General features: G+C 34.2%; 19 protein-coding genes. 9 read left to right on the forward strand and 10 right to left on the reverse strand.

From position 1 onward, the window contains the following. The first annotated feature begins 6 nt into the window (after positions 1–6). The 5 genes from AAGV28_RS01830 to AAGV28_RS01850 all read left to right on the forward strand — a co-directional run bounded on the left by AAGV28_RS01830 (position 7) and on the right by AAGV28_RS01850 (position 5,777). Positions 7–1,662 (forward strand): family 16 glycosylhydrolase, encoded by a 1,656-nt coding sequence (locus AAGV28_RS01830; RefSeq protein WP_373405121.1) that lies wholly within the window; start codon positions 7–9, stop codon positions 1,660–1,662. 65 nt (positions 1,663–1,727) lie between these two features. Continuing rightward, on the forward strand, positions 1,728–4,028 hold the full coding sequence (gene bglX / locus AAGV28_RS01835; protein ID WP_373405122.1) for a beta-glucosidase BglX: 2,301 nt from the start codon (positions 1,728–1,730) through the stop codon (positions 4,026–4,028). Positions 4,029–4,030: 2 nt separating this feature from the next. After that, entirely contained in the window at positions 4,031–4,786 is a 756-nt protein-coding gene (locus AAGV28_RS01840; RefSeq protein WP_373405123.1) for a glycoside hydrolase family 16 protein, read from the forward strand. A gap of 207 nt (positions 4,787–4,993) precedes the next feature. Further along, positions 4,994–5,578, forward strand: coding sequence for an RNA polymerase sigma factor (locus tag AAGV28_RS01845; RefSeq protein WP_373405153.1), 585 nt, complete (start codon positions 4,994–4,996; stop codon positions 5,576–5,578). Between the two features lie 55 nt (positions 5,579–5,633). Continuing rightward, positions 5,634–5,777 (forward strand): hypothetical protein, encoded by a 144-nt coding sequence (locus AAGV28_RS01850; RefSeq protein WP_373405124.1) that lies wholly within the window; start codon positions 5,634–5,636, stop codon positions 5,775–5,777. Between the two features lie 57 nt (positions 5,778–5,834). On the opposite strand, the gene AAGV28_RS01855 is transcribed toward AAGV28_RS01850, so the two are convergent. Beyond that, positions 5,835–6,482, reverse strand: coding sequence for an endonuclease III domain-containing protein (locus AAGV28_RS01855; protein ID WP_373405125.1), 648 nt, complete (start codon positions 6,480–6,482; stop codon positions 5,835–5,837). A 157-nt stretch (positions 6,483–6,639) separates the two neighbouring features. Between AAGV28_RS01855 and bcp the strand changes: the two genes are divergently transcribed. Beyond that, a complete protein-coding gene (gene bcp, locus AAGV28_RS01860; RefSeq protein ID WP_373405126.1) occupies positions 6,640–7,092 on the forward strand; it encodes a thioredoxin-dependent thiol peroxidase in 453 nt (150 codons plus the stop codon). A gap of 230 nt (positions 7,093–7,322) precedes the next feature. Here bcp and AAGV28_RS01865 read toward each other — a convergent pair whose 3' ends face one another. The 5 genes from AAGV28_RS01865 to AAGV28_RS01885 all read right to left on the reverse strand — a co-directional run bounded on the left by AAGV28_RS01865 (position 7,323) and on the right by AAGV28_RS01885 (position 14,446). Next, positions 7,323–8,087, reverse strand: coding sequence for a LytR/AlgR family response regulator transcription factor (locus AAGV28_RS01865; RefSeq protein ID WP_373405127.1), 765 nt, complete (start codon positions 8,085–8,087; stop codon positions 7,323–7,325). 1 nt (position 8,088) lies between these two features. Next, complete coding sequence (locus AAGV28_RS01870) at positions 8,089–9,948, reverse strand: sensor histidine kinase (protein ID WP_373405128.1); 1,860 nt, start codon at positions 9,946–9,948, stop codon at positions 8,089–8,091. A 130-nt stretch (positions 9,949–10,078) separates the two neighbouring features. After that, positions 10,079–10,840, reverse strand: coding sequence for a LytR/AlgR family response regulator transcription factor (locus AAGV28_RS01875; protein WP_373405129.1), 762 nt, complete (start codon positions 10,838–10,840; stop codon positions 10,079–10,081). Between the two features lie 4 nt (positions 10,841–10,844). Beyond that, the gene (locus AAGV28_RS01880; RefSeq protein ID WP_373405130.1) at positions 10,845–12,767 is read right to left on the reverse strand and encodes a sensor histidine kinase; all 1,923 of its coding nucleotides are present in this window, start codon (positions 12,765–12,767) and stop codon (positions 10,845–10,847) included. Between the two features lie 224 nt (positions 12,768–12,991). After that, the gene (locus AAGV28_RS01885) at positions 12,992–14,446 is read right to left on the reverse strand and encodes a TonB-dependent receptor (RefSeq protein ID WP_373405131.1); all 1,455 of its coding nucleotides are present in this window, start codon (positions 14,444–14,446) and stop codon (positions 12,992–12,994) included. A gap of 101 nt (positions 14,447–14,547) precedes the next feature. Here AAGV28_RS01885 and AAGV28_RS01890 point away from each other — a divergent pair, with 101 nt between their 5' ends. Then, a complete protein-coding gene (locus tag AAGV28_RS01890; RefSeq protein WP_373405132.1) occupies positions 14,548–15,312 on the forward strand; it encodes an MBL fold metallo-hydrolase in 765 nt (254 codons plus the stop codon). A gap of 10 nt (positions 15,313–15,322) precedes the next feature. Next, complete coding sequence (locus AAGV28_RS01895; RefSeq protein ID WP_373405133.1) at positions 15,323–15,823, forward strand: hypothetical protein; 501 nt, start codon at positions 15,323–15,325, stop codon at positions 15,821–15,823. Between the two features lie 203 nt (positions 15,824–16,026). Here AAGV28_RS01895 and AAGV28_RS01900 read toward each other — a convergent pair whose 3' ends face one another. The 4 genes from AAGV28_RS01900 to AAGV28_RS01915 all read right to left on the reverse strand — a co-directional run bounded on the left by AAGV28_RS01900 (position 16,027) and on the right by AAGV28_RS01915 (position 20,325). Then, positions 16,027–16,980, reverse strand: coding sequence for a transketolase family protein (locus tag AAGV28_RS01900; RefSeq protein ID WP_373405134.1), 954 nt, complete (start codon positions 16,978–16,980; stop codon positions 16,027–16,029). A gap of 119 nt (positions 16,981–17,099) precedes the next feature. Next, a complete protein-coding gene (locus AAGV28_RS01905; RefSeq protein WP_373405135.1) occupies positions 17,100–17,948 on the reverse strand; it encodes a transketolase in 849 nt (282 codons plus the stop codon). Positions 17,949–18,151: 203 nt separating this feature from the next. Next, complete coding sequence (locus tag AAGV28_RS01910; RefSeq protein WP_373405136.1) at positions 18,152–18,706, reverse strand: RBBP9/YdeN family alpha/beta hydrolase; 555 nt, start codon at positions 18,704–18,706, stop codon at positions 18,152–18,154. A gap of 56 nt (positions 18,707–18,762) precedes the next feature. Continuing rightward, entirely contained in the window at positions 18,763–20,325 is a 1,563-nt protein-coding gene (locus tag AAGV28_RS01915) for a protein adenylyltransferase SelO (protein WP_373405137.1), read from the reverse strand. A gap of 321 nt (positions 20,326–20,646) precedes the next feature. Here AAGV28_RS01915 and tgt point away from each other — a divergent pair, with 321 nt between their 5' ends. Next, the gene (gene tgt, locus AAGV28_RS01920) at positions 20,647–21,777 is read left to right on the forward strand and encodes a tRNA guanosine(34) transglycosylase Tgt (protein ID WP_373405138.1); all 1,131 of its coding nucleotides are present in this window, start codon (positions 20,647–20,649) and stop codon (positions 21,775–21,777) included. The last annotated feature ends 47 nt before the right edge of the window (positions 21,778–21,824 follow it).

The following is a 21,824-nucleotide window of genomic DNA, read 5'->3' on the forward strand; positions in this document are numbered from 1 at the left end:
CAAAAGATGAAAAATATATTAAGAAGCACAATTGCCATTTTTACATTGTTATTGATGGTCAATTGCTCCAAAGATGATTATGCTTTTGGGGCATTAGAAAGTCCAACAAACGTTGAGATAAGTTATGAAATAATAGGTAAAACAGAAGCTAACCCTTTTGGAGATGGAACGGGAAAAGTAAAATTCACTGTAAAAGCAGATAATGCTATTTCCTATAAATACATTTATGGGGATGGCGTTACAGAAAATTCTCCAGGAGGTATTGAGGAGCATGGTTTTACTACAAATGGAGTTAATACTTATACGGTAACTGTAATAGCATACGGCAAAGGAGGTCTAGCTACAAATGAGACAGTAGAGGTTACTGTTTTTAACGACTTTAAAGATGAACAATCTACACAGTTGCTTACTGGTGGTTTACCTACTGGAAAAAAATGGTATTTAGCTGCATCCGAAAAAGGGCATCTTGGAGTTGGACAAAATGATGCTGACGCTACTAAAAATTATTTTGCTAATTATTATCAAGCGGAGCCGTTTGAAAAATCAGCCACTTGTTTCTATGATGGAGAGTATACTTTTGCCTTAGTAAACGGTAAAATTGAATACAAACAAGACAACAAAGGTAATACCTTCTTTCACAACTCTTATAAAAGTGTTGGAGGTGGAACAAATGGTGGTGATGATGCTTGTTTGCCATACAACACAACAGCTACTAAAATTGTAGCTTTAAGTCCTTCTTCTTCAGTTGTTTCTAAAAATCCAGTAGAAACAAGGGTTACTACAGGAACAATAATGAATTTTTCTGATGGAGGTTTTATGGGCTATTATGCAGGAGCGACTCAATATGAAATTTTATCCATCACTGAAAATAGAATGGTAGTACGATTAGTTCAAGGAAATGATGCAGGATTAGCATGGTATTTAATATTTACCACTACAAAACCAGGTGAAGAACCAGAACCAGAAGTGGTAGATTATACTGATCTTATTTGGTCAGACGAATTCAATACTGATGGTGCTCCTGATTCTTCAAAATGGGGGTATGATTTAGGAACAGGACAAGACGGTTGGGGAAATAATGAGTCACAAAGCTACACTCAGGCAGCTGATAATGTTATTGTGTCAAACGGAACTTTAAAAATTACAGCTAAGAAAGTAGGTTCGTCTTACACTTCTGCAAGATTAAAAACAGAAGGAAAATTTGATTTTACCTATGGAAGAGTTGAAGTACGTGCCAAATTGCCTTCTGGTGGAGGAACTTGGCCAGCCATCTGGATGCTAGGTGCTGATTATGCTACCAATACTTGGCCAGCTTGTGGGGAAATAGATATTATGGAATACAGAGGCAATCAACCGAATGTCATTCACGGAACCTTGCATTATCCAGGTCGATCTGGAGGTAATGGAAACACTAATTCTACTACAATTGCCAATGCTTCATCAGAATTCCATGTTTACAAAACCATCTGGAGTCCAGCATCGATTACAATATATGTAGATGACGTACTTTTTCATACGGTTCCTAATAATTCAACTATTCCTTTCAACAAAGATTTCTTTATGATTTTGAATGTGGCTATGGGAGGAACTTTTGGAGGTGCTATAGATCCAGCATTTGTAGAGTCTTCAATGGAAGTGGATTATGTAAGAGTATACCAATAATTGAATTAAGAAAATATATTAAAAGGTCGATTCATTCGGCCTTTTAATTTAAAAGAGATAACAAAATGAGAGTAATCAAAACTGTATTATTCGTTTTATGTGCCGTTGCAATCATCAGTTGCAGCCAAAAAATCATGCAAGCCAAGCAGTCTTTTACCGCTAAAAGTCCAATAGACTTCAGAGTAGATTCAATCATGAAATTGATGACTTTAGAAGAAAAAATTGGGCAACTCAATCAGTACAATGGTTTTTGGGAAATTACAGGGCCTACGCCAAAGGAAGGTCAGGCAGCTAAAAAATATGCTGACCTAAAAAAAGGTTTGGTTGGTTCGATGTTGAATGTAAAAGGAGTAAAAGACGTAAGAGCTTTGCAGAAAATTGCGGTTGAAGAAACGCGTTTAGGGATTCCGTTAATTTTTGGTTTTGATGTCATTCATGGCTATAAAACCATTAGTCCTATTCCATTAGCCGAAGCTGCTAGTTGGGATTTAGTCGAAATTAAAAAATCAGCTGCTATTGCCGCAGAAGAAGCTGCATCAGTAGGACTCAACTGGACCTTTGCTCCTATGGTTGATATATCTCGCGATGCCCGCTGGGGACGTGTGATGGAAGGTGCCGGCGAGGATCCGTATTTAGGAAGTTTGATTGCTGTAGCCAGAGTAAAAGGATTTCAAGGAGATGATTTAAAAGCTAGAAATACTATTTTGGCTTGCGCCAAACATTTTGCGGGTTACGGTTTTGCTGAATCGGGCAGGGATTACAATACAGTGGATGTAAGCGAATCTACTTTGCAAAACATTATTTTTCCTCCATTCAAAGCTAGTGTCGATGCAGGAGTGCGTACTTTTATGAATTCTTTCAATGAATTGAATGGAATTCCTGCTACTGGAAATGCCTATTTGCAAAGAAATATCCTGAAATCGGATTGGAAGTTTGATGGCTTTGTGGTTTCTGATTGGGGTTCTATCAACGAAATGATAGCTCACGGATTTGCTAAAGACAGTAAACAAGCCGCCGAAATTGCCATCAACGCTGGTTCGGATATGGATATGGAGTCCAATGCTTATGTTGAACATTTAGCAGCTTTGGTAAAAGAAGGAAAAGTAAAAGAAAGTTTGATTGATGATGCCGCTCGACGTATTTTGAAAGTGAAGTTTGAATTAGGCCTATTCGATAATCCGTATTTGTATTGTGACGAAAACTACGAAAAAGAAACCATTGGAAAAGCCGCTTTTCAAGAAGGTGTCTTAGATATGGCCAAAAAATCAATTGTGCTTTTGAAAAACGAAAAAGAGTTGTTGCCTCTACAAAAATCAGGTCAGAAAATTGTTGTAATTGGTGCTTTGGCAAATGACAAAACGAGTCCGCTAGGAAGTTGGCGTATTGCAGCCGATGATAATTCGGCAGTTTCTTTATTAGAAGGATTACAAAATTACAAAGGCAACCAGTTGACTTATGTAAAAGGTGCCGATGTAGCCCAAGGGAGAACGGAATTTATTTGGGAAACTAAAATAAACACCACTGACAAAAGTGGTTTTGCCGAAGCAATACAAGCCGCAAAAACGGCCGATGTCGTGATTATGTCTTTAGGCGAACACGGACTGCAAACAGGAGAAGGTAGAAGTAGAGCGGAATTAGGATTGCCAGGCGTACAACAAGAATTATTGGAAGAAGTGTACAAAGTTAATTCCAATATTGTTTTGGTGTTAAACAACGGACGACCACTAGCCATTCCGTGGGCTGATGCTCATATTCCAGCTATTGTAGAAGCTTGGCATCTGGGAACTCAAAGCGGAAATGCTATTGCGCAAGTGTTGTACGGCGACTACAATCCAAGTGGGAAATTACCAATGACTTTTCCAAGAAATGTAGGTCAGGTTCCTATTTATTACAATTATAAAAATACAGGACGCCCAGCGATGAATGAACCTGAAAGTGTATTTTGGTCGCATTATATTGATGAAAAAAACACGCCTTTGTATCCTTTTGGGTTTGGTTTGAGTTATGCAAAATTTGAATATTCAGATTTAAGTTTGAACCAAAAAACATTTTCGGGCGATGGTCAGATACAAGCTACAGTAACGATTAAAAACACAGGAAAATATGCTGGTAAAGAGGTCGTTCAGCTTTATATTCGTGACTTAATTGCTTCTGTAACGCGCCCAGTAAAAGAATTGAAAGGTTTTGAAATGATCGAATTACAATCGGGTGAATCTAAAAAAGTAAGTTTTACAATCGATAAAAAGACCATTGAATTTTTTACCGCTAATTCTAAATGGGAGGCTGAAGCTGGCGATTTTAAAGTTTTTGTGGGAGGAAATTCAATGCAAACTTTGGAAAGTGATTTCCAATATTTAAACAACTAAATATGAATAAATTTTTAATTATACTCTTGGCAGGCTGCTTTGCTTTGGCTCAGCCGAAAGGGAAAAAATTAGTTTGGCAAGAACAATTTAATGCCAAGGAATTGGATCTTAAAAATTGGAATATTGAATTAGGAGATGGTTGCCCCAACTGTGGTTGGGGTAATAATGAACGCCAACTTTATACTAAAGAAAACCAACAGTTAAGAGACGGACACTTAGTGATAACAGCCCAAAAAGAAGGAGACAAATACACTTCTTCGAGAATTACCACTAAGGGAAAGAAAGAATTCCAATATGGTTATTTTGAAGCGAGAGCTAAATTGCCTCTAGGTCATGGAATTTGGCCTGCTTTTTGGATGCTTGGAGCTAATATTGATGCGGTTGGCTGGCCGAAGTGTGGCGAAATTGATATTCTAGAATATGTGGGTAAAGAACCCAAAACGGTTTTTACTTCTTTGCATACACAAGACAGTCATGGAAACACTATCAATACCAAGAAAACTAAAATCGAGGATATTGAAACAGGATTTCATTTGTATGCCATAGATTGGAATCCAGATAAAATTGATTTTTATGTGGACAATCAATTGGTTTATACTTTCAATCCCGCTAACAAAACAGATGCTGTCTGGCCTTACAATCAGCCGTTTTATTTTTTAGTAAACGTGGCTATTGGAGGTAATTTTGGAGGACCAGAAGTAGATGACACTATATTTCCACAAGAGTTTAGTATTGATTACATTAAAGTATATCAGTAAAATAAAATGGTTTTTGTTGGTTAGAAAGGAGAGAAAAAATTTAAAACAAAGTGTTTTAGGTAATTTTTCTCCTTTTTTTGTTGAACAAAACAATAATTTGTTAAATTTGAAAAATCAATTTACCTTTTAAAATAAAAACGCCTATAGTATAAAACTACTTTTTAGAAAAATACCCCAATTTAATTCATACTAAAAAGTATTACTATGATAGCTAATATTCAAATTCCCGACGCCTTGTTGGTGCAAGATTATGTAGCAGGCAAAGAAGACGCCCTAGCTACTTTGATTAAAAGACACGAATCTAAAATTTACGGTTTTATATATTCAAAAGTATCTGACAGAGATGTTGCGAATGATATTTTTCAAGACACTTTTATCAAAGTCATCAAAACATTAAAATCGAATTCCTATAACGAAGAAGGAAAATTTCTTCCTTGGGTGATGCGAATTTCCCATAATCTGGTTATTGATTATTTCAGAAAAAACAAAAAAATGCCGATGTATCGGGAAACAGAAGAGTTTTCGGTGTTTTCTATTATGTCGGATGATTCGTTAACTATCGAAAATCAGTTGATAGCGAATCAAGTCGAATTAGATATTCAAAAATTAATTGAAGAACTTCCAGAGGATCAAAAGGAAGTTTTAATCATGCGCATGTATAAGGACATGAGCTTTAAAGAAATTTCAGAAATAACAGGAGTAAGTATCAATACCTCTTTAGGCAGGATGCGTTATGCGTTGATGAATTTGAGAAAAGTAATTGATAAACACCAGATTATTTTAACCAATTAAACAATATTTGCGTACTTGTCACGTTCTGTTCTAACACCTTTAATTAAAATAGTACATGGCAAAAAATTACGTAAAAAAAAATCCAGTTACCACAACAATGAAACCTAAAAAAGAAGTTGTTTCTTTTCTTTTGAATTATTCAAAAGCGCTTCACATGATTAAGGTAGCGGATAACAGTTTTGAAATTATCGCAAATTAATGAAGCTAGCAATAGCGTTTAGGTAAATCTCACTAATTATTTTAAAGTTAGTGAGATTTACTTTTTATAGCCGTCTAAGTTGGTTTTTCGACCAATAGTTCGGGTGATGATATCTTTTTCTAAATCCCAACCCCGAGCTGGCGAATATTCTCTTCCATACCAAATAATTTGCAAGTGTAAATCGTTCCAGATTTCCTCAGGAAATAAACGTTTGGCATCTTTTTCAGTTTGTACTACATTTTTTCCATTGGTCAAATTCCAGCGATACATCAATCGATGAATGTGAGTATCTACGGGAAAAGCAGGGACTCCAAAGGCTTGCGACATCACCACACTAGCTGTTTTATGTCCTACGGCGGGCAATTCTTCCAAGGCTTCAAAACTCTGGGGTACTTTGCCATCGTGTTTTTCGATTAGAATTTTCGATAAGCCGTAAATCCCTTTGGATTTCATTGGCGACAAGCCACAAGGACGAATGATTTCCTTGATTTCTTCCACCGACATTTTGACCATATCATACGGATTATCAGCTTTAGCAAAAAGTAAAGGTGTGATTTGGTTCACACGTACATCCGTACATTGTGCCGAAAGCAAAACCGCAATTAACAATGTATAAGGATCTTTGTGATCTAGCGGAACTGGGATGGTAGGATAGAGTTCTTTTAACGTATTTATAACAAATGTTACCCGTTCTTGTTTGGTCATTTAGTTTAATTTTGAGATGTAAAGAAAAGGAATTTCAATAGCAATTTCAAAAATCAATTACAATATCAATAGAAAAACACAAAATTACCAAATAACAAATAAGTCTTAGTGAACTTTGCGAAAGCCTTGCGAACTTTGCGGTTAAACAAAAAAAAACATGACAACATTAAAAAAAGGTGATAAAGCTCCCGATTTTTTTGGCGTAGACCAAGACGGAAAGCCACATCAATTAGAAGATTATAAAGGGAAAAAATTAGTGGTTTTCTTTTATCCAAAAGCCAGTACGCCAGGTTGTACTGCCGAAGCCTGTGATTTAAGAGATAATTTCGAGCGTTTTAAGGCTAATAATTACGCCTTGCTAGGTGTAAGTGCTGATTCGGCTAAAGCGCAAGCCAAATTCAAAGATAAATACGAATTTCCTTTTCCGTTATTGGCCGATGAAGAGAAAGAAGTGATCCAAGCCTTTGGTGTTTGGGGGCCTAAAAAGTTCATGGGAAAAGAGTATGACGGCATTCACCGCACCACTTTTGTAATCGACGAAAACGGAATTATCGATGAGGTTATTGAAAATGTAAAAACCAAAGAGCATGCTAGTCAGATTTTGAAGTAAACTAGAAACGCCACAGGCGTTTTTTTCTTGTATAAAACGATAGACGATAGATTCGAATTGATTTTATTAAACATACAGAGATCAATTGCATCTGGCTTTAGCCAGATGATATAATATAGAAAAGAATAAGGCTTTAGCCAAAAAAATATTTAAATTTTGGCTAAAGCCTTTCAATAACTTATTCTTAAAAATGGGCTAAAGCCCAATTCTATTGAAATTCAACAATATTTTTAAAAAAATCCTAGATTAATTTTGATGCTTTCGGAGTAACTTCTTCCGGAGGTTATAGTCGTTTTTTTAGCATCATTGAGTGTAATAATATAGCGACTGTTGAAATATTTTTGTACTTCTTTTACATAGTCTTTGTTCATGATAATGCCTCTATGAATCCGTAAAAAGTTATCTGGTAATTTGTTTTCTAAGCTTGCAATTGTTTCGGTACTTAAGAACGTTCCTAGTCCGGAATGGATGGCGGTATAATTAGTATCGGCTTCAAAAAAGGAAATGTCTTCGAGTTTTATAAAGATAATTTTATCATTTTTTTTAACCGTAATAGAAGTCATTTTTTTAGGTTCTTTTCTATTAGAAATGTCTTTTAAAACTTTTAAAATTTCATCTGAAGAACTTTTGATATGAAAGGTTTTTAATTTCTGTACCGTTTTTTCAATACGTTCTAATTTGACTGGTTTAACCAAATAATCGATACTGTTGGTTTCAAAGGCTTCTAATGAATATTGATCGTAAGCCGTGCAAAAAACAACCATCGGGATAGTTTGTAAGCGTTCTAATAATTCAAAACCAGTACAACCCGGCATTTCAATATCTAGAAAAATAATATCTGGATTTAAAGCTTCAATTTTTTGTTGTGCTTCCGTTCCATTTTGAGCTGTATCGACAACCTCAAAAGTTTCGGGGAATTCTTTTAATAAATTGAGTAAACCCAGTCTAGCTGGTGCTTCATCATCAATTATGATTGTGGAATAGCGTTTGTTCATGTTATATAAATTCTGGAATGCTAATGATAATCATTTTTTTGGGAGTATTAGTCCAGTTTAAAGCCGCTTTATCGCCATAGGTCAATCGCAACAAATCAAAGACCGTTTGTAAACCGTGACCACTTAACAATCCTTCTGGAAAATCAGGACCATTATCACTCACCGAAATTGTAATCTCTTTTTGTTCTTTCGCAATTTTTAAATCAATTGTGCCTACGCCTTCATTTTTTGAAATACCATGTTTTACAGCATTTTCAACTAATGGCTGAATTAAAAACAAAGGGATTTTATGGTTTTCTAAATCTTGATCTACAGCTACAGTAAATTGCAAACGATCCCCAAAACGAATTTTCTCTATGTCTAAATAGGTTTTTACCATTTCAACTTCATCATGAACGGTACTCGTTTTTTTATCTTTTCGGTTGATGGAATATTTAAACAAATCCGATAACGAATGCGCCATTTTTTGCGTTTTCTGAGCATCGATGGGTGCTAAACTAGCTATGGAATTCAAAGAATTATACAAGAAATGGGGGTTTATTTGGGATTGTAGCGATTTTAATTCCGCTTTGGCTTTTAGTTCTCTTAAGTTGGCAAGTTTAGTTTCATTTTCGATTATTAAGTTTCGTTCTTTAAAAATAAAATAACCTATCAATGCTCTAAGCAATGCAATGGTCATTAAAAATAAAAACATTTCAGATAGACTTAAATAACCGTCTTGATAATTCTTAGTGTCATATCTTTCAATAAAAAAAATAAATAGTACACAGACAAAGGGCAAGAATCCTGTTGAAATAAAGATTAACGTGGTTTTCGTGTATATGTTTTTTGCTGCTTTTTGAATTTTAAACTCAATAAAACGGAACAAATAAAGGAAAGGAAATAAAATAAGCATTAAAGCAGAGGTTGATAAAATGGAGTCGTTTCTTACTATGCGGACACCTCTATCATAACCAGGTATAGTTAAAAAATCATAAAAAGACACACAAAACACGATTAATAAATCTGCAAATAACAATGTTACTGCGGCTATTACACCAAAATGAAGCCAATCTTTCTTTATTTTAATGCCAATTGATTTATTAATGCCATTAATAATAAATAGTCCTAATAATGCTAAAATTAAAGCTGGTAAAAAAATAACCGCTATTGGGTTTTTTACCCACCATAAATTACGGTCTCTAGTTGAAATTTTATGATCTTCAATATATTTAATAACATAGTTAAACTGCTTTTCTGCTTTAGCGAGTCTTTTTTCAAAACCTATTTTGTAAACCTCTTTTATGATAGCTTGATCTTTCTCATCCAGAGGGATTTTATTATTTGATAACCCATTTATTGGATTAAAAATACTGTTTCTTTTTCCTGCTGTTGGTGGATAAGTAAAATAGCCTCCAACTAGCATTCTTGCTATTCTGGATTCCAAAGATTTTCTAATATTTAAATCTGAATCTGTTTCATCAATTTTATAAATATAAAGCTCACAGCTTGTATAGCCTTGATCTGCGAATTGATTACCATAACGGCTTGTTGTATAACTATTGCCTTCCTTTAGTTGTTTATCTAAGTATTTAATTTTAAAATTAGGGTGCTCTGATTTTGCAAATTGGATAGATATGGTTGCTGTTAATGCATCTAATCTTTTTAAAATTTCAGTAATAGTTAAAGAATCTTCTTGACTATACTTTCCTTCTATACTCACATAAATATCTTTATCCCATTTTGTTATTTTCTGATAATCATTGTTATTATTTATTTCAACAATATCTTTCCAGGGAACATCAGGTAGTTTTTTTGTTTCTTGAGAAAAACAAGTAGTTCCTATAATTAGAAAAACTAAAAAGTAGTGTAATTTTTTCATGATAGTAAATTTAAATATTTATACCACAAATGAACTATAATAGTTGTTCTGCAAAAATAGGTTTCTTGTAAACTGCACAATAGGCTTGCAAACTGCATTAAAAAATAGTTGATTTGTTCTTGCTCAAAAATTAGAAATTCATCCAAGTTTTAATTGCTTCAATGTAACTTCTTCCAGTTGTAACACTTGTTTTTTTGGGATTGTTTAGGGTGATAACAAATCGGCTATTGAAATATTTTTCAACCTCTTTGATGTACTCGGTATTAATAATGATAGAGCGATGGACTCTTAAAAAATGAGCGGGGAGTTTTTGTTCTAATTGCGCCAAAGGTTCTTCTATTAAATAATTTTCATCGTTTGCGTGTACGGTAACATATCGCTCATCGGCTTTGAAATAACTAATGTTTTCTAACTTTACAAAAATAAGTTTGTCTCCTTTTTTTACGGTTATCGAGGTCATTTTTTTGACTTCTTTTTGCGAAGACAATTCTTTTATCAGCTCTAAAATATTTTGTGATGTATTGTTTTGGCTAAACAAATTTAATTTATTCACCGATTGTTGTAAGCGTTCTAAGCTCACGGGTTTTAGTAAATAATCGACACTATTGGTTTCAAAAGCTTGCAACGAATATTGGTCATAAGCCGTGCAAAATATAACTATAGGAATAGTTTTTAATTGCTTTAACATGTCAAATCCAGATAATTCGGGCATTTCGATATCTAAAAAAATAAGATCAGGTTGTAAAGCTTCTATTTTTTCGAGTGCCTCTATGCCATCTTCTGCAACAGCGATAATTTGAAAAGTATCAGGGAAACTTTCTAATAGTTGCTGCAATCGTGCTCTAGCTGGTGGCTCATCATCAATAATAATGGTTTTGTAGGATTTATTCATACTGTTAGATTGTTTGTGTAATTGAAATTGCAATATGTTTTTTAGGATTGTTTTCCCATTTTAAAGCTGCTTTTTCACCATAACTCAATCGAAGTAAATCATAAACGGTTTGTAATCCATGACCACTAACCAAACTACTTGGAAAATCAGGGCCGTTATCGCTTACAATAATAAATAGCGTTTCTACTTCTTTTTTAATTTCTAATGTAATAAATCCTTCACCTCTAATTTCGGAAATTCCATGTTTTATAGCATTTTCTACCAACGGCTGTAAAATATACATGGGTATTGGTTCGTTTTCTATAGTTTCATCTATCAGTAAGGTGAAATTTAAACGTTTCCCAAAACGGATTTTTTCAATTTCTAAATAATTTTCGACCATTAATACTTCCTCTTTTACAGTACTCAACTTTTGTCCTTTTTTATTGATGGAATACCGAAATAAGTTAGATAATGACAATGCCATTTTCTCTGTTTTATCAGGATTATTATGTGCTAAACCGGCAATAGAATTCAAAGCGTTGTATAAAAAATGAGGATTGATATGCGACTGTAATAATTTCAACTCCGATTGAGCATTAACTTCTTTTAACCGACTTAATTCTACATCTTTTTCTTTTACTAATGAATCGGAGTAATGGTTTAAATAGAGGAGAAGGCCTCTACTCATAGCTATAATAATTGTAAGAATAAAAATTGGGAGATAAAATTCTAAAAAGCCATCATTCGATGTTGACGGTGGGTATTTTATATACATTATTCCAATTGGGATATTAAATGTAATAAAAGTAAAAATGACTTTACAAATTAATAGAAAACTAAAATCTTTAATTTTATTAATCCATATTTTCTCTAACAACCATAGCGGAAATGAAATTATTAAAGAGCCTATAAAGGCTATTGAATATAATTCTAAAATCGACTCTAGATTCATGTTTTCATTTATTCCTAAATCTGTTAAGTAGGTATAAATTTTGGTTAGATCTGTTCCAAATAACATAATAAGCAGTATTGGAAAAAAATAGTTTAGAAAAGAAAACTTGAATTTTTTGTTTTGGAACAATCCAAAAAGTAATATAAACTCTAGAATCCCAATTGAACCCACAATTAATATAGCGTAAAGTGTTGCTAATTTCTTATTTAAGAAAGAAGTTGCATATTGCCATGTATATGTATTGTTTAAATAGGTTTTGAATTGTTCGAAAAAATCATCACTATATAGTTTTTGCAATAAGAAAATGTCTTTATCTAAAATTCTACAATCCAAACCTTGTATTTCTTTTGAAGAAAAAACAGATGATTGTTCAATTGTAGAAGGTTCGTTTTGTATAAAAACTAAATTTCTTAACATCCCAATCATTAAATAGTTCTTTTTCTGTTCCGGTGTATATACATCTCCTATTGCAACTGTTGTTAAAGGGAAGCTACGTTTTATTTTATTTCCTATGCGCTCAAATGGATACATTTGAATTGAATAGCCAGCACCTATATTTATAAATTGATTTCCTCTATTTTTATACAAATAGGATGGTTCAAAGTGCAAAAGAATTCTAGAATCATCTATTTCTTCAATTGTAAGACCTTTTATTCTGTACGAAGGTTTGTCTTTCCCTTCTTGTACCATTTGTAAAAAAGTCATTCCTGTAAAATCATCAAAAAATTCAATTTTTTTATTAGGCAACAATTTTCGTAAATCTAACATAACTTCTTTAACTAATAAACTGTCTGATTTTGAAACTTCATGAAGGTCGAATAAAATAGGACCTTCTGTCCTTCTAAATAAAGAAGTCTCTCCATCAAATAATCTATTTTTCACATACTCCCAATTAGGGTCTTTTGGCTTTTCAGAAATTGGAAAAATCATTATTAAGTCGGTTACAACCAAAATAAGTACAAGCAGAACAATTTTTAAAACATCTTTTTTCATCACAGTAAATTTAAATATTTATTTGACAAATTAAGTTTAAAAGCTGTTTTGAAAAAATGGGTTTCGGTTGAACTGCACAATGGATGTATGAGTTGCATTTTAGTAAAATATTCAATAAAATACTATTTGTAATATTGCTTTTTGAGAAAATGAAAAGCAAATTAGTCAATGCAAAAACGCCACAAGAGAATTCCTTTGTGGCGTTTTGTATAAGTGTTGTTGTGTTATTCAACCAATGTTTTTTCAGGATTATAACCAAAGAGACGTTTTTCTTTAATGATTTCCGAAACTCCTTCAGGTAGCATTGGTTCCCAGCCAGGTACTCCGTGGCTAATCATTTTGAGTACTTCACGGGAGAATACTTTTAAGTTTTCAGGGTTGTAATCTTCTACATCAATTACTTTTCCGTTGAATTTAAAGAATTTGTACAATTCTTTCATTCTTGGGTGTACTTTTAAGGTTTCAGAAGTGATGATTTCTCCATTCTCGTCAATCATTGGGTATAAAAATACCTTCATGTCTCTAAAGAATAATTTACCAAAAGCTTCCAAGATTCCTCCACTCAAATGGCGGTAGTATTTCTCGTCAAAAATATCAACTAAGTTGTTGACACCCATGGCTAGTCCCATTCTGGCCTTAGTATAATTAGCAAAATATTCTACTACTTTATAATATTCCTGAAAATTGGAAATCATTACCGTTTGTCCTAAAGAACAAAGTAATTCGGCGCGATCCATAAAATCTCTTTCGTCAATTTCGCCATCCGAACGTAAGTTAGACAAGGTAATTTCGAAAATAACCAAAGTATTTTCTTTGTCCACTTTGTTTTCTTCAATAAACATACGCATCGATTTCTCGTACATGTCCATGTTTACCTTAGTAACTGGACGGAAACTTCCTCTAAGTGCAAGAAGGTTTTTCTTGTATAAAATAGAAGCGGGAAGAATGTTTTTTCCTTTTGGATTGAACATTACGGCATCGGTCATTCCGTTTTTGACTAATTGCAAACTGATTAAACGGTTGTCTACATCAGCAAATCGAGGTCCGGAAAAATTGATGGTGTCAATCTCTAGTTGGTCTTTGTCTAAATGATCGTATAAATAACGCAACAATTTCTTAGGATCGTTGTATTTATAATAAGCGCCGTAAATTAAGTTTACCCCTAGAATTCCTAGCGTTTCCTGTTGTAATTTGGCATCGGTTTCCTTAAATCGAATGTGAAGTATGATTTCGTTATACTCTTCGCTAGGATCAATTTGGTAACTAATTCCTACCCAACCGTGGCCTTTAAATTGTTTTGCAAAATCTATTGTAGCTACTGTATTGGCATAACTAAAAAACATTTTATTGGGATGCTTTTCTCGGTTCAGTCGTTTTTCTATAAGATTTACTTCGTGAGAAAGCATTTTTTTTAGGCGGTTTTCAGTAACATAACGACCGTCTTTTTCGACACCATAAACGGCGTCACTAAAATCTTTATCATAAGCCGACATTGCTTTTGCTATAGTTCCTGATGAACCACCCGCTCTAAAAAAATGTCTCACGGTTTCCTGACCTGCTCCTATCTCGGCAAATGTTCCATAAATATTTTCATTTAAATTGATACGTAGTGCCTTGTCTTTTATTGAAGGGACTTGTGCAATTATTCTGTCTCCTTTTAGTTTTATTTCGCTACCCATTTTTTTTGTTTAAATTTATGTATTTGCCTTATGTTACAAAGTTAATTAAATAGCTAGCCTTATAAAAGATAAATAATCCTATTTTTGTAAAAAATTATGATTTGAAGGTATATTTTCTAGGTACAGGCACTTCTCAAGGCATTCCAGTGATAGGAAGTGATCATCCTGTATGTAAAAGTAAGGATAGTAAAGACAAAAGACTTAGGGTTTCGGTATTGATTCACTGGGATAATTATTCGTATGTTATAGATTGCGGTCCTGATTTTAGACAACAAATGCTAACTTCAGATTGCCAGAAAGTAGATGGAATTATTTTTACTCACGAGCATGCCGATCATACGGCTGGCTTAGATGACATTCGACCATTCAATTTTAAGCAAGGAGAAATGCCTATTTATGCGCACCAACGCGTGATTGAAAACATGAAATCTCGTTTTGACTATGTTTTTGAAACAGTTAATAAATATCCGGGTGCTCCTTCGGTAAAAACAATTGAAGTAGTGAATAACGTTCCTTTTGCTATCGGCGATAAAACAGCAATTCCAGTCAATGTTTCGCATGGAGGGCTTCAGGTTTTTGGATACCGAATTGATGATTTTGCATATTTGACAGATGTGAAAACGATTGAAGCAGTAGAAATAGAAAAATTGAAAAACCTGAAAGTTTTAGTAGTGAATGCTTTACGCGAAGAACATCATTTTTCACATTTTAATTTACAAGAAGCATTGGATTTTATTGCATTAGTGAAGCCAGAAAAGGCATATTTAACACACATTAGTCATATTATGGGTTTCCATGAAGAAGTACAACAAAAGCTTCCTGAAAATGTGTTTTTGGCTTATGATAACTTAGAAATTACTTTATAACTATTTTAGAATGAAAAGATCCTTTTTATTATATGCATTTATTGTATTGATTTTGACTAATATTTTCACTTACTCTTTTTTAAGTAGTGAAGTTAAATTTGAGCAAAACAGATACGAAAAGACTACAAAGAGATTAAAAGATAGTCTGAATGTAATGACAACAAAGTGGAATGAGTCCAATTATTTTTCATTGGAAAAAAATGAGAATGCTCAAAACTATTTTGATTCGGCTATAGCCAATAAATCGATCGCCTACGAAAAGTTGATTCCTGTACTAAAGGAAAAATTAATGGATTTGAATGCCAATCCAAAAGGAAATCCTTACACGGGGCAAGATCAAATAGGGGAGAATAAATTTGTAATCAATAAAGTAAAAGTGCTAAACCACCGCTGGATTATTGCCGATTATAGTGATGGTAAAATGTGGGGCGAAGTGTTGTTGAAATATTTTGTCAATGAAGACGAAAGTGTTTCTTTTGAGGTGATGCAGTCGTTGCTTTATGCGCAATAATTAGATCAAAACGTCTGTTCGAGTGTTTTTTGCGTAATGAAATGGAGCAAAAAATGTATCGAAAACCGTTTTTGATGATAAATTTTCTTGTTTTCGATACAATGCCGTCCAAAAACGGGATCACTCGAACTAACGAAAATTTAGGCAATAAAAAATCCCATTCGCAGCGGCGAATGGGATTTTTTAATATATTCAGAATCGAATTATTTTCTTTTAATAACTCTTTCTACCGCTTCAACAATAGCTTGATTGTTTAGCTTGTATTTTTCCATTAATTGCTCAGGAGTTCCAGACTCACCAAAACTATCTTGAACCGCTACAAATTCTTGTGGAGTAGGATTGTTTAAGGCTAATACACCAGCAATGCTCTCTCCAAGACCACCAAGGTAGTTGTGTTCTTCAGCTGTTACGATACATCCTGTTTTAGCAACAGATTTCAAAATAGCTTCAGCATCCAATGGTTTAATCGTGTGGATGTTAATTACTTCAGCAGAAATTCCTTTTTCTTCTAATTTCTCAGCAGCAATTAAAGCTTCCCAAACTAGGTGACCTGTAGCAACAATAGTTACATCAGTACCTTCGTTTAATAGAATTGCTTTTCCAATGATGAAAGGTTCGTCAGCAGGAGTAAAGTTAGGTACAACCGGACGTCCAAAACGCAAGTAAGCAGGACCGTGGTGATCTGCCAAAGCAATTGTAGCTGCTTTTGTCTGGTTGTGGTCACAAGTGTTGATAACCGTCATTCCTGGTAACATTTTCATCAAACCGATATCTTCAAGGATTTGGTGCGTAGCTCCATCTTCTCCTAAAGTTAATCCAGCGTGAGACGCACAGATTTTTACGTTTTTATCAGAGTAAGCAACTGATTGACGAATTTGGTCATACACTCTTCCTGTAGAAAAGTTAGCGAAAGTTCCTGTAAAAGGAATTTTCCCACCAATAGTTAATCCAGCTGCAATTCCAATCATGTTTGCCTCCGCAATTCCGATTTGGAAAAAACGCTCTGGGTGATTTTTCTTGAAATCATCAAATTTTAATGAGCCAATTAAATCGGCACAAAGTGCTACTACATTTTCATTTTTTTGACCTAATTCAGTCATTCCCACTCCAAAACCTGAGCGAGTATCTTTACTTCCTGTATTTATATATTTTTTCATTTTTCCTCCCCTAACCCCTCCGAAGGAGGGGAATTCCTATTTAGGGTGAATAGGGTTTTATGTTTTATATTTATTCAATCTCGTAGTTGTTCCTCCCCTTTGGGGAGGCTAGGAGGGGATTAGTAATCTCCTAAAGTTGATGTATTTTGCGCTAAAGCGTTTTCAAGTTGTGCATCGTTTGGTGCTTTACCATGCCATGCATGACTGTACATCATATAATCCACACCATTCCCCATTTCAGTGTATAACAGCACGCAAACTGGTTTCCCTTTTCCAGTTCTTGATTTCGCTTCATTCATACCAGCAATAATTGCTTCGATATTATTTCCTTCTTTAATTTCTAGAACATCCCAATCAAAGGCTTCAAATTTAGCACGAATACTTCCCATTGCTAATACTTCGTCAGTTGTACCATCAATTTGTTTTCCGTTTAAATCTACAGTTGCGATTAAGTTGTCTACTTTTTTAGCAGATGCATACATAATTGCTTCCCAGTTTTGACCTTCTTGCAATTCACCATCACCGTGAAGTGTATAAACCAAATGGTTACACTTGTTTAATTTTTTAGCTTGAGCAGCACCTATAGCTACTGACATTCCTTGACCTAAAGATCCAGAAGCAATACGTACTCCTGGTAAGTTGTCATGAGTAGTTGGGTGACCTTGTAATCTTGAATTTAATAAACGGAAAGTAGCTAATTCCGATACTGGAAAATACCCGCTTCTTGCTAAAACACTGTAGAAAACAGGAGAGATGTGTCCGTTGGATAGGAAGAATAAATCTTCACCTATTCCGTCCATGTCAAAACCTTCTTTGCGGTCCATTATATTTTGATACAAGGCTACTAAAAATTCAGTACAACCTAGAGAACCTCCTGGGTGACCTGAATTAACAGCGTGTACCATTCGAAGGATATCTCTTCTTACTTGGATAATTAAATCGTTTAATTGTTGAGTGTTAGGTTTCATTTTGATTGTAAAAGTTAAACTGTTGCAAATGTAAATTTTATTTTCCCGTAAGACAAATGATTTTTAAAATTGTTTATTATTAAACGTTGTAGTGATAAAAAAAGCCTTAAATAAGAGCTTTGTAAAAACTCATAATAAAACGTGATTTCTAAAAATATGTTTAGGGGTTACTAATATTAAGTACTTTTTTTGTCGTTTTTAAACTATTGATTTTCTTTAATGGATAGAATCAAAGATTGAAGAATTTCTTGTCCTTCTTCCCAAAGTCCGAGCTGTGATGCTAAATTCAAATGTCCTTTTGGTCCAACATTATAAAACTGACTTCCCCAATTTTTAGATAAAAATTCGGCTCTCTCTACAGAAATATAAGGATCATTTGAACTGGTAATAACAATCGATGGATATTTTAATTGATTCATGGGAATAGGAGCAAAGTTCCAAATTTCTTCAGGTGTGTGTTCTGACGATTCTACATCGGCGGGAGCAACGAGTAAAGCGCCGACGATTTTGCTAGTATCGTTTTGTTGTGACCAATGGGCTACTAAAGAAACTGCCAGACTGTGAGCCACAATAACAATGGGAGTTTCAATAGCTTTTATAGTTGTATCTAAATTGTGTAACCAATCCTTTATTTGCGGTTGGTTCCAATTATCCTGTACTACTTTTTTAGTATTTGGAAAATGCTGTAACCAACTGTCTTGCCAATGTCCTGCGGTCGAATCGCCTAATCCGGGAACTATTAATAAGGTATGTTTCATGTTGCTGTTAAATGCTAATAGAAATAAGTTTGATAAATTTTGGTCAGATTAAATAACTAAGAACTACACGACAACATAGAACAACCTACCTTGTTTCTTGCCCAATCAGGGCGTTTGGCGAACCATTTTTCTTGATCTTTTTGTTCAGAATATGGATTTTTAAGTAAATTGAAAAGTTCATCAATCATACTGTAATCTCCTTTATCGGCTGTATCGATAGCGAGTTGAGCCATGTAATTGCGCAGCACATATTTTGGATTAATAGCGTTCATTTTTTCTGCACGCTCTGCGTTGGATTCTTTTTCTAATTGCAAACGAAGGCTGTATTTCTCAAACCATTTATTCCAGGCTTCTGTAATTTCTGAAGCTTCTGAAATTGAACTATAAAAAGCATCTTGAATAAGCGAGATGCCTTGTTCTGTATATTCTTTTTGAAAACGACTTAGATTTCTATAGAAAATAGTCATATCGGTTTCTGTTAGATGCAAATTGTTTTCCAGTTCTTGAATTAAAGTTTGATCGTTTTCGTCTTGAGTGAAAAGACCAATTTTAGAACGCATCATATTTAAGTATTTGCTTTCGAAGGCAGTACCAAAATCGGCTAAAACAGCTTCTAATCCTTCTTTTTCTTCGATTAATGGAAATAAGGCATTGGCGAGTTGGTACAAATTCCAAAGTACAATATTGGGTTGGTTTCCGTAACGGTAACGTTTGTGTTGTGAATCGGTTGTATTTGGTGTCCAGCCATAATCATAGCCTTCCAGCCAACCGTAAGGACCATAATCAATAGTTAATCCCAGAATTGACATATTATCGGTATTCATTACACCGTGTACAAAACCAACACGTTGCCAATGAATGGCCATTTCCAGACTGTTTTCAGCCACTTTTTTGAAAAATTGGAGATAGCTTTCTTTAGAAGGTGTACCTAATTCAGTATAAAAATGTTTGATGGTATAATCAACTAATTTTTTTAGTGTTTCAATATCATTGCGAACGGCTAGGATTTGGAAATTTCCAAAACGTAAAAAACTGGGTGCAATACGGCTAACGATAGCTCCTTTTTCGTAAGCGGGATTTCCATTATACAAAACATCTCTTAAAACTTCGTCTCCCGATAAGGCAAGAGATAAAGCTCGTGTAGTAGGAACGCCAAGATGAAACATGGCTTCGCTGCATAAATATTCCCGAATGGAAGAACGCAAAACGGCTAGTCCATCGGCAGTTCTAGAATAAGGTGTTTTTCCAGCTCCTTTAAGTTGGATTGCCCAACGCTGATTATTATGAACGATTTCGGTTAAATTAATAGCGCGACCATCTCCGAGTTGTCCTGCCCAGTTTCCAAATTGATGTCCGCCATAACACATAGCATAAGGCTTTGTATCCGCTAAAATTTCGTTTCCAGTGAAAACGTTTTTGAATTCGTCAGTTTGTGCGTCGGTTGCTGATAATCCTAAGTTTTCTAGCATTTCTGGTGAAACATGAAGAATTTGAGGATTGGCAGTTTTTGTAGGTGTTACCAATGAAAAACAAGCATTTTCGACCTGTCTTACGTAGTTTTCTGTAACAGGGTCGGCGGGTAATTCTTTGTTGAAAGTATCTTGAATGTTGAGTTTCATTTGTATTGGTAATTGATTATTTAACAAAGTTACGAATATTAGTGTCACTTTTTTTTAAACCATATAACAAGGCATTCGTATTTGAAATTTTTTGCCAAGAATTACACAAATAAGCACAAATTACACTCTGTATTAATACAAATTATTAAAATAAATAGAATTTGTGTTATTCGATTTTAATATTCTAAATGGTATTAATAGGTGTAATTCGTGGCTAAAAATTTTAAAAGATAAGGTTCTTACTTTGCTGTTAAAAACAGACTAACATTTTCTAAATTAAACTATCTTTGCCAGCCGAACAATCGGAAGAAAAATTGCAGTATGAAGTTTGATTTATTAAAAAAAGACCCACTTTCTAAAGCTAGAGCAGGAAGTATTACCACAGATCACGGTGTAATTGAAACGCCTATCTTTATGCCTGTAGGCACTGTTGCCTCGGTAAAAGGAGTGCACCAGAGAGAACTAAAAAACGATATTAATCCTGATATTATTCTTGGAAATACCTATCATTTGTATCTGCGTCCGCAAACTAAAATTTTAGAAGCAGCGGGTGGTTTGCATAAATTTATGAATTGGGATCGTAATATTTTGACTGATTCTGGAGGATATCAAGTGTATTCTCTTTCGAATAATAGAAAAATTAAGGAAGAAGGAGTAAAGTTCAAATCGCATATTGATGGTTCGTACCATTTTTTTTCTCCAGAAAGTGTAATGGAAATTCAGCGTACTATTGGGGCTGATATTATTATGGCTTTTGACGAATGTACGCCTTATCCTTGCGATTATAGGTATGCACAGCGTTCGATGCACATGACACACCGTTGGTTGGATCGTTGTATCAATCATTTGGACAAAGTACCTGTAAAATATGGTTACGACCAAGCTTTTTTTCCAATTGTTCAGGGAAGTACTTATAAAGATTTAAGACGTCAATCGGCAGAATATATTGCGAATTCGAACCAAGTTGGAAATGCTATTGGCGGATTGTCTGTTGGTGAACCTGCAGAGGAAATGTATGCAATGACTGAGGTCGTTACTGAGATTTTACCAGAAGATAAACCAAGGTATTTAATGGGAGTAGGAACGCCTATTAATATTTTGGAAAATATTGCGTTAGGAATTGACATGTTTGATTGTGTGATGCCTACTCGTAATGCCAGAAACGGAATGTTGTTTACGGCTAATGGAACGATCAATATAAAAAACAAAAAATGGGAGGATGATTTTTCGCCAATTGACGAAATGGCAATTACATTTGTGGATACGGAATATTCAAAAGCATATTTGCGCCATCTTTTTGCTGCCAATGAATATTTAGGAAAGCAAATTGCTACGATTCATAATCTTGGTTTTTATATGTGGTTAGTGCGCGAAGCTAGAAAACATATTTTAGCTGGCGATTTTAGACCATGGAAAGAAATGATGGTAAAAAACATGAACCAACGTTTGTGAAAAAAGTTAGAAGTTGGGAGTTGGAGGTTATGCGTTAAGAAACTCCT

Origin of the sequence: Flavobacterium zubiriense (assembly GCF_041729725.1) — a bacterium.
Taxonomy (GTDB): Bacteria; Bacteroidota; Bacteroidia; order Flavobacteriales; family Flavobacteriaceae; genus Flavobacterium; species Flavobacterium zubiriense.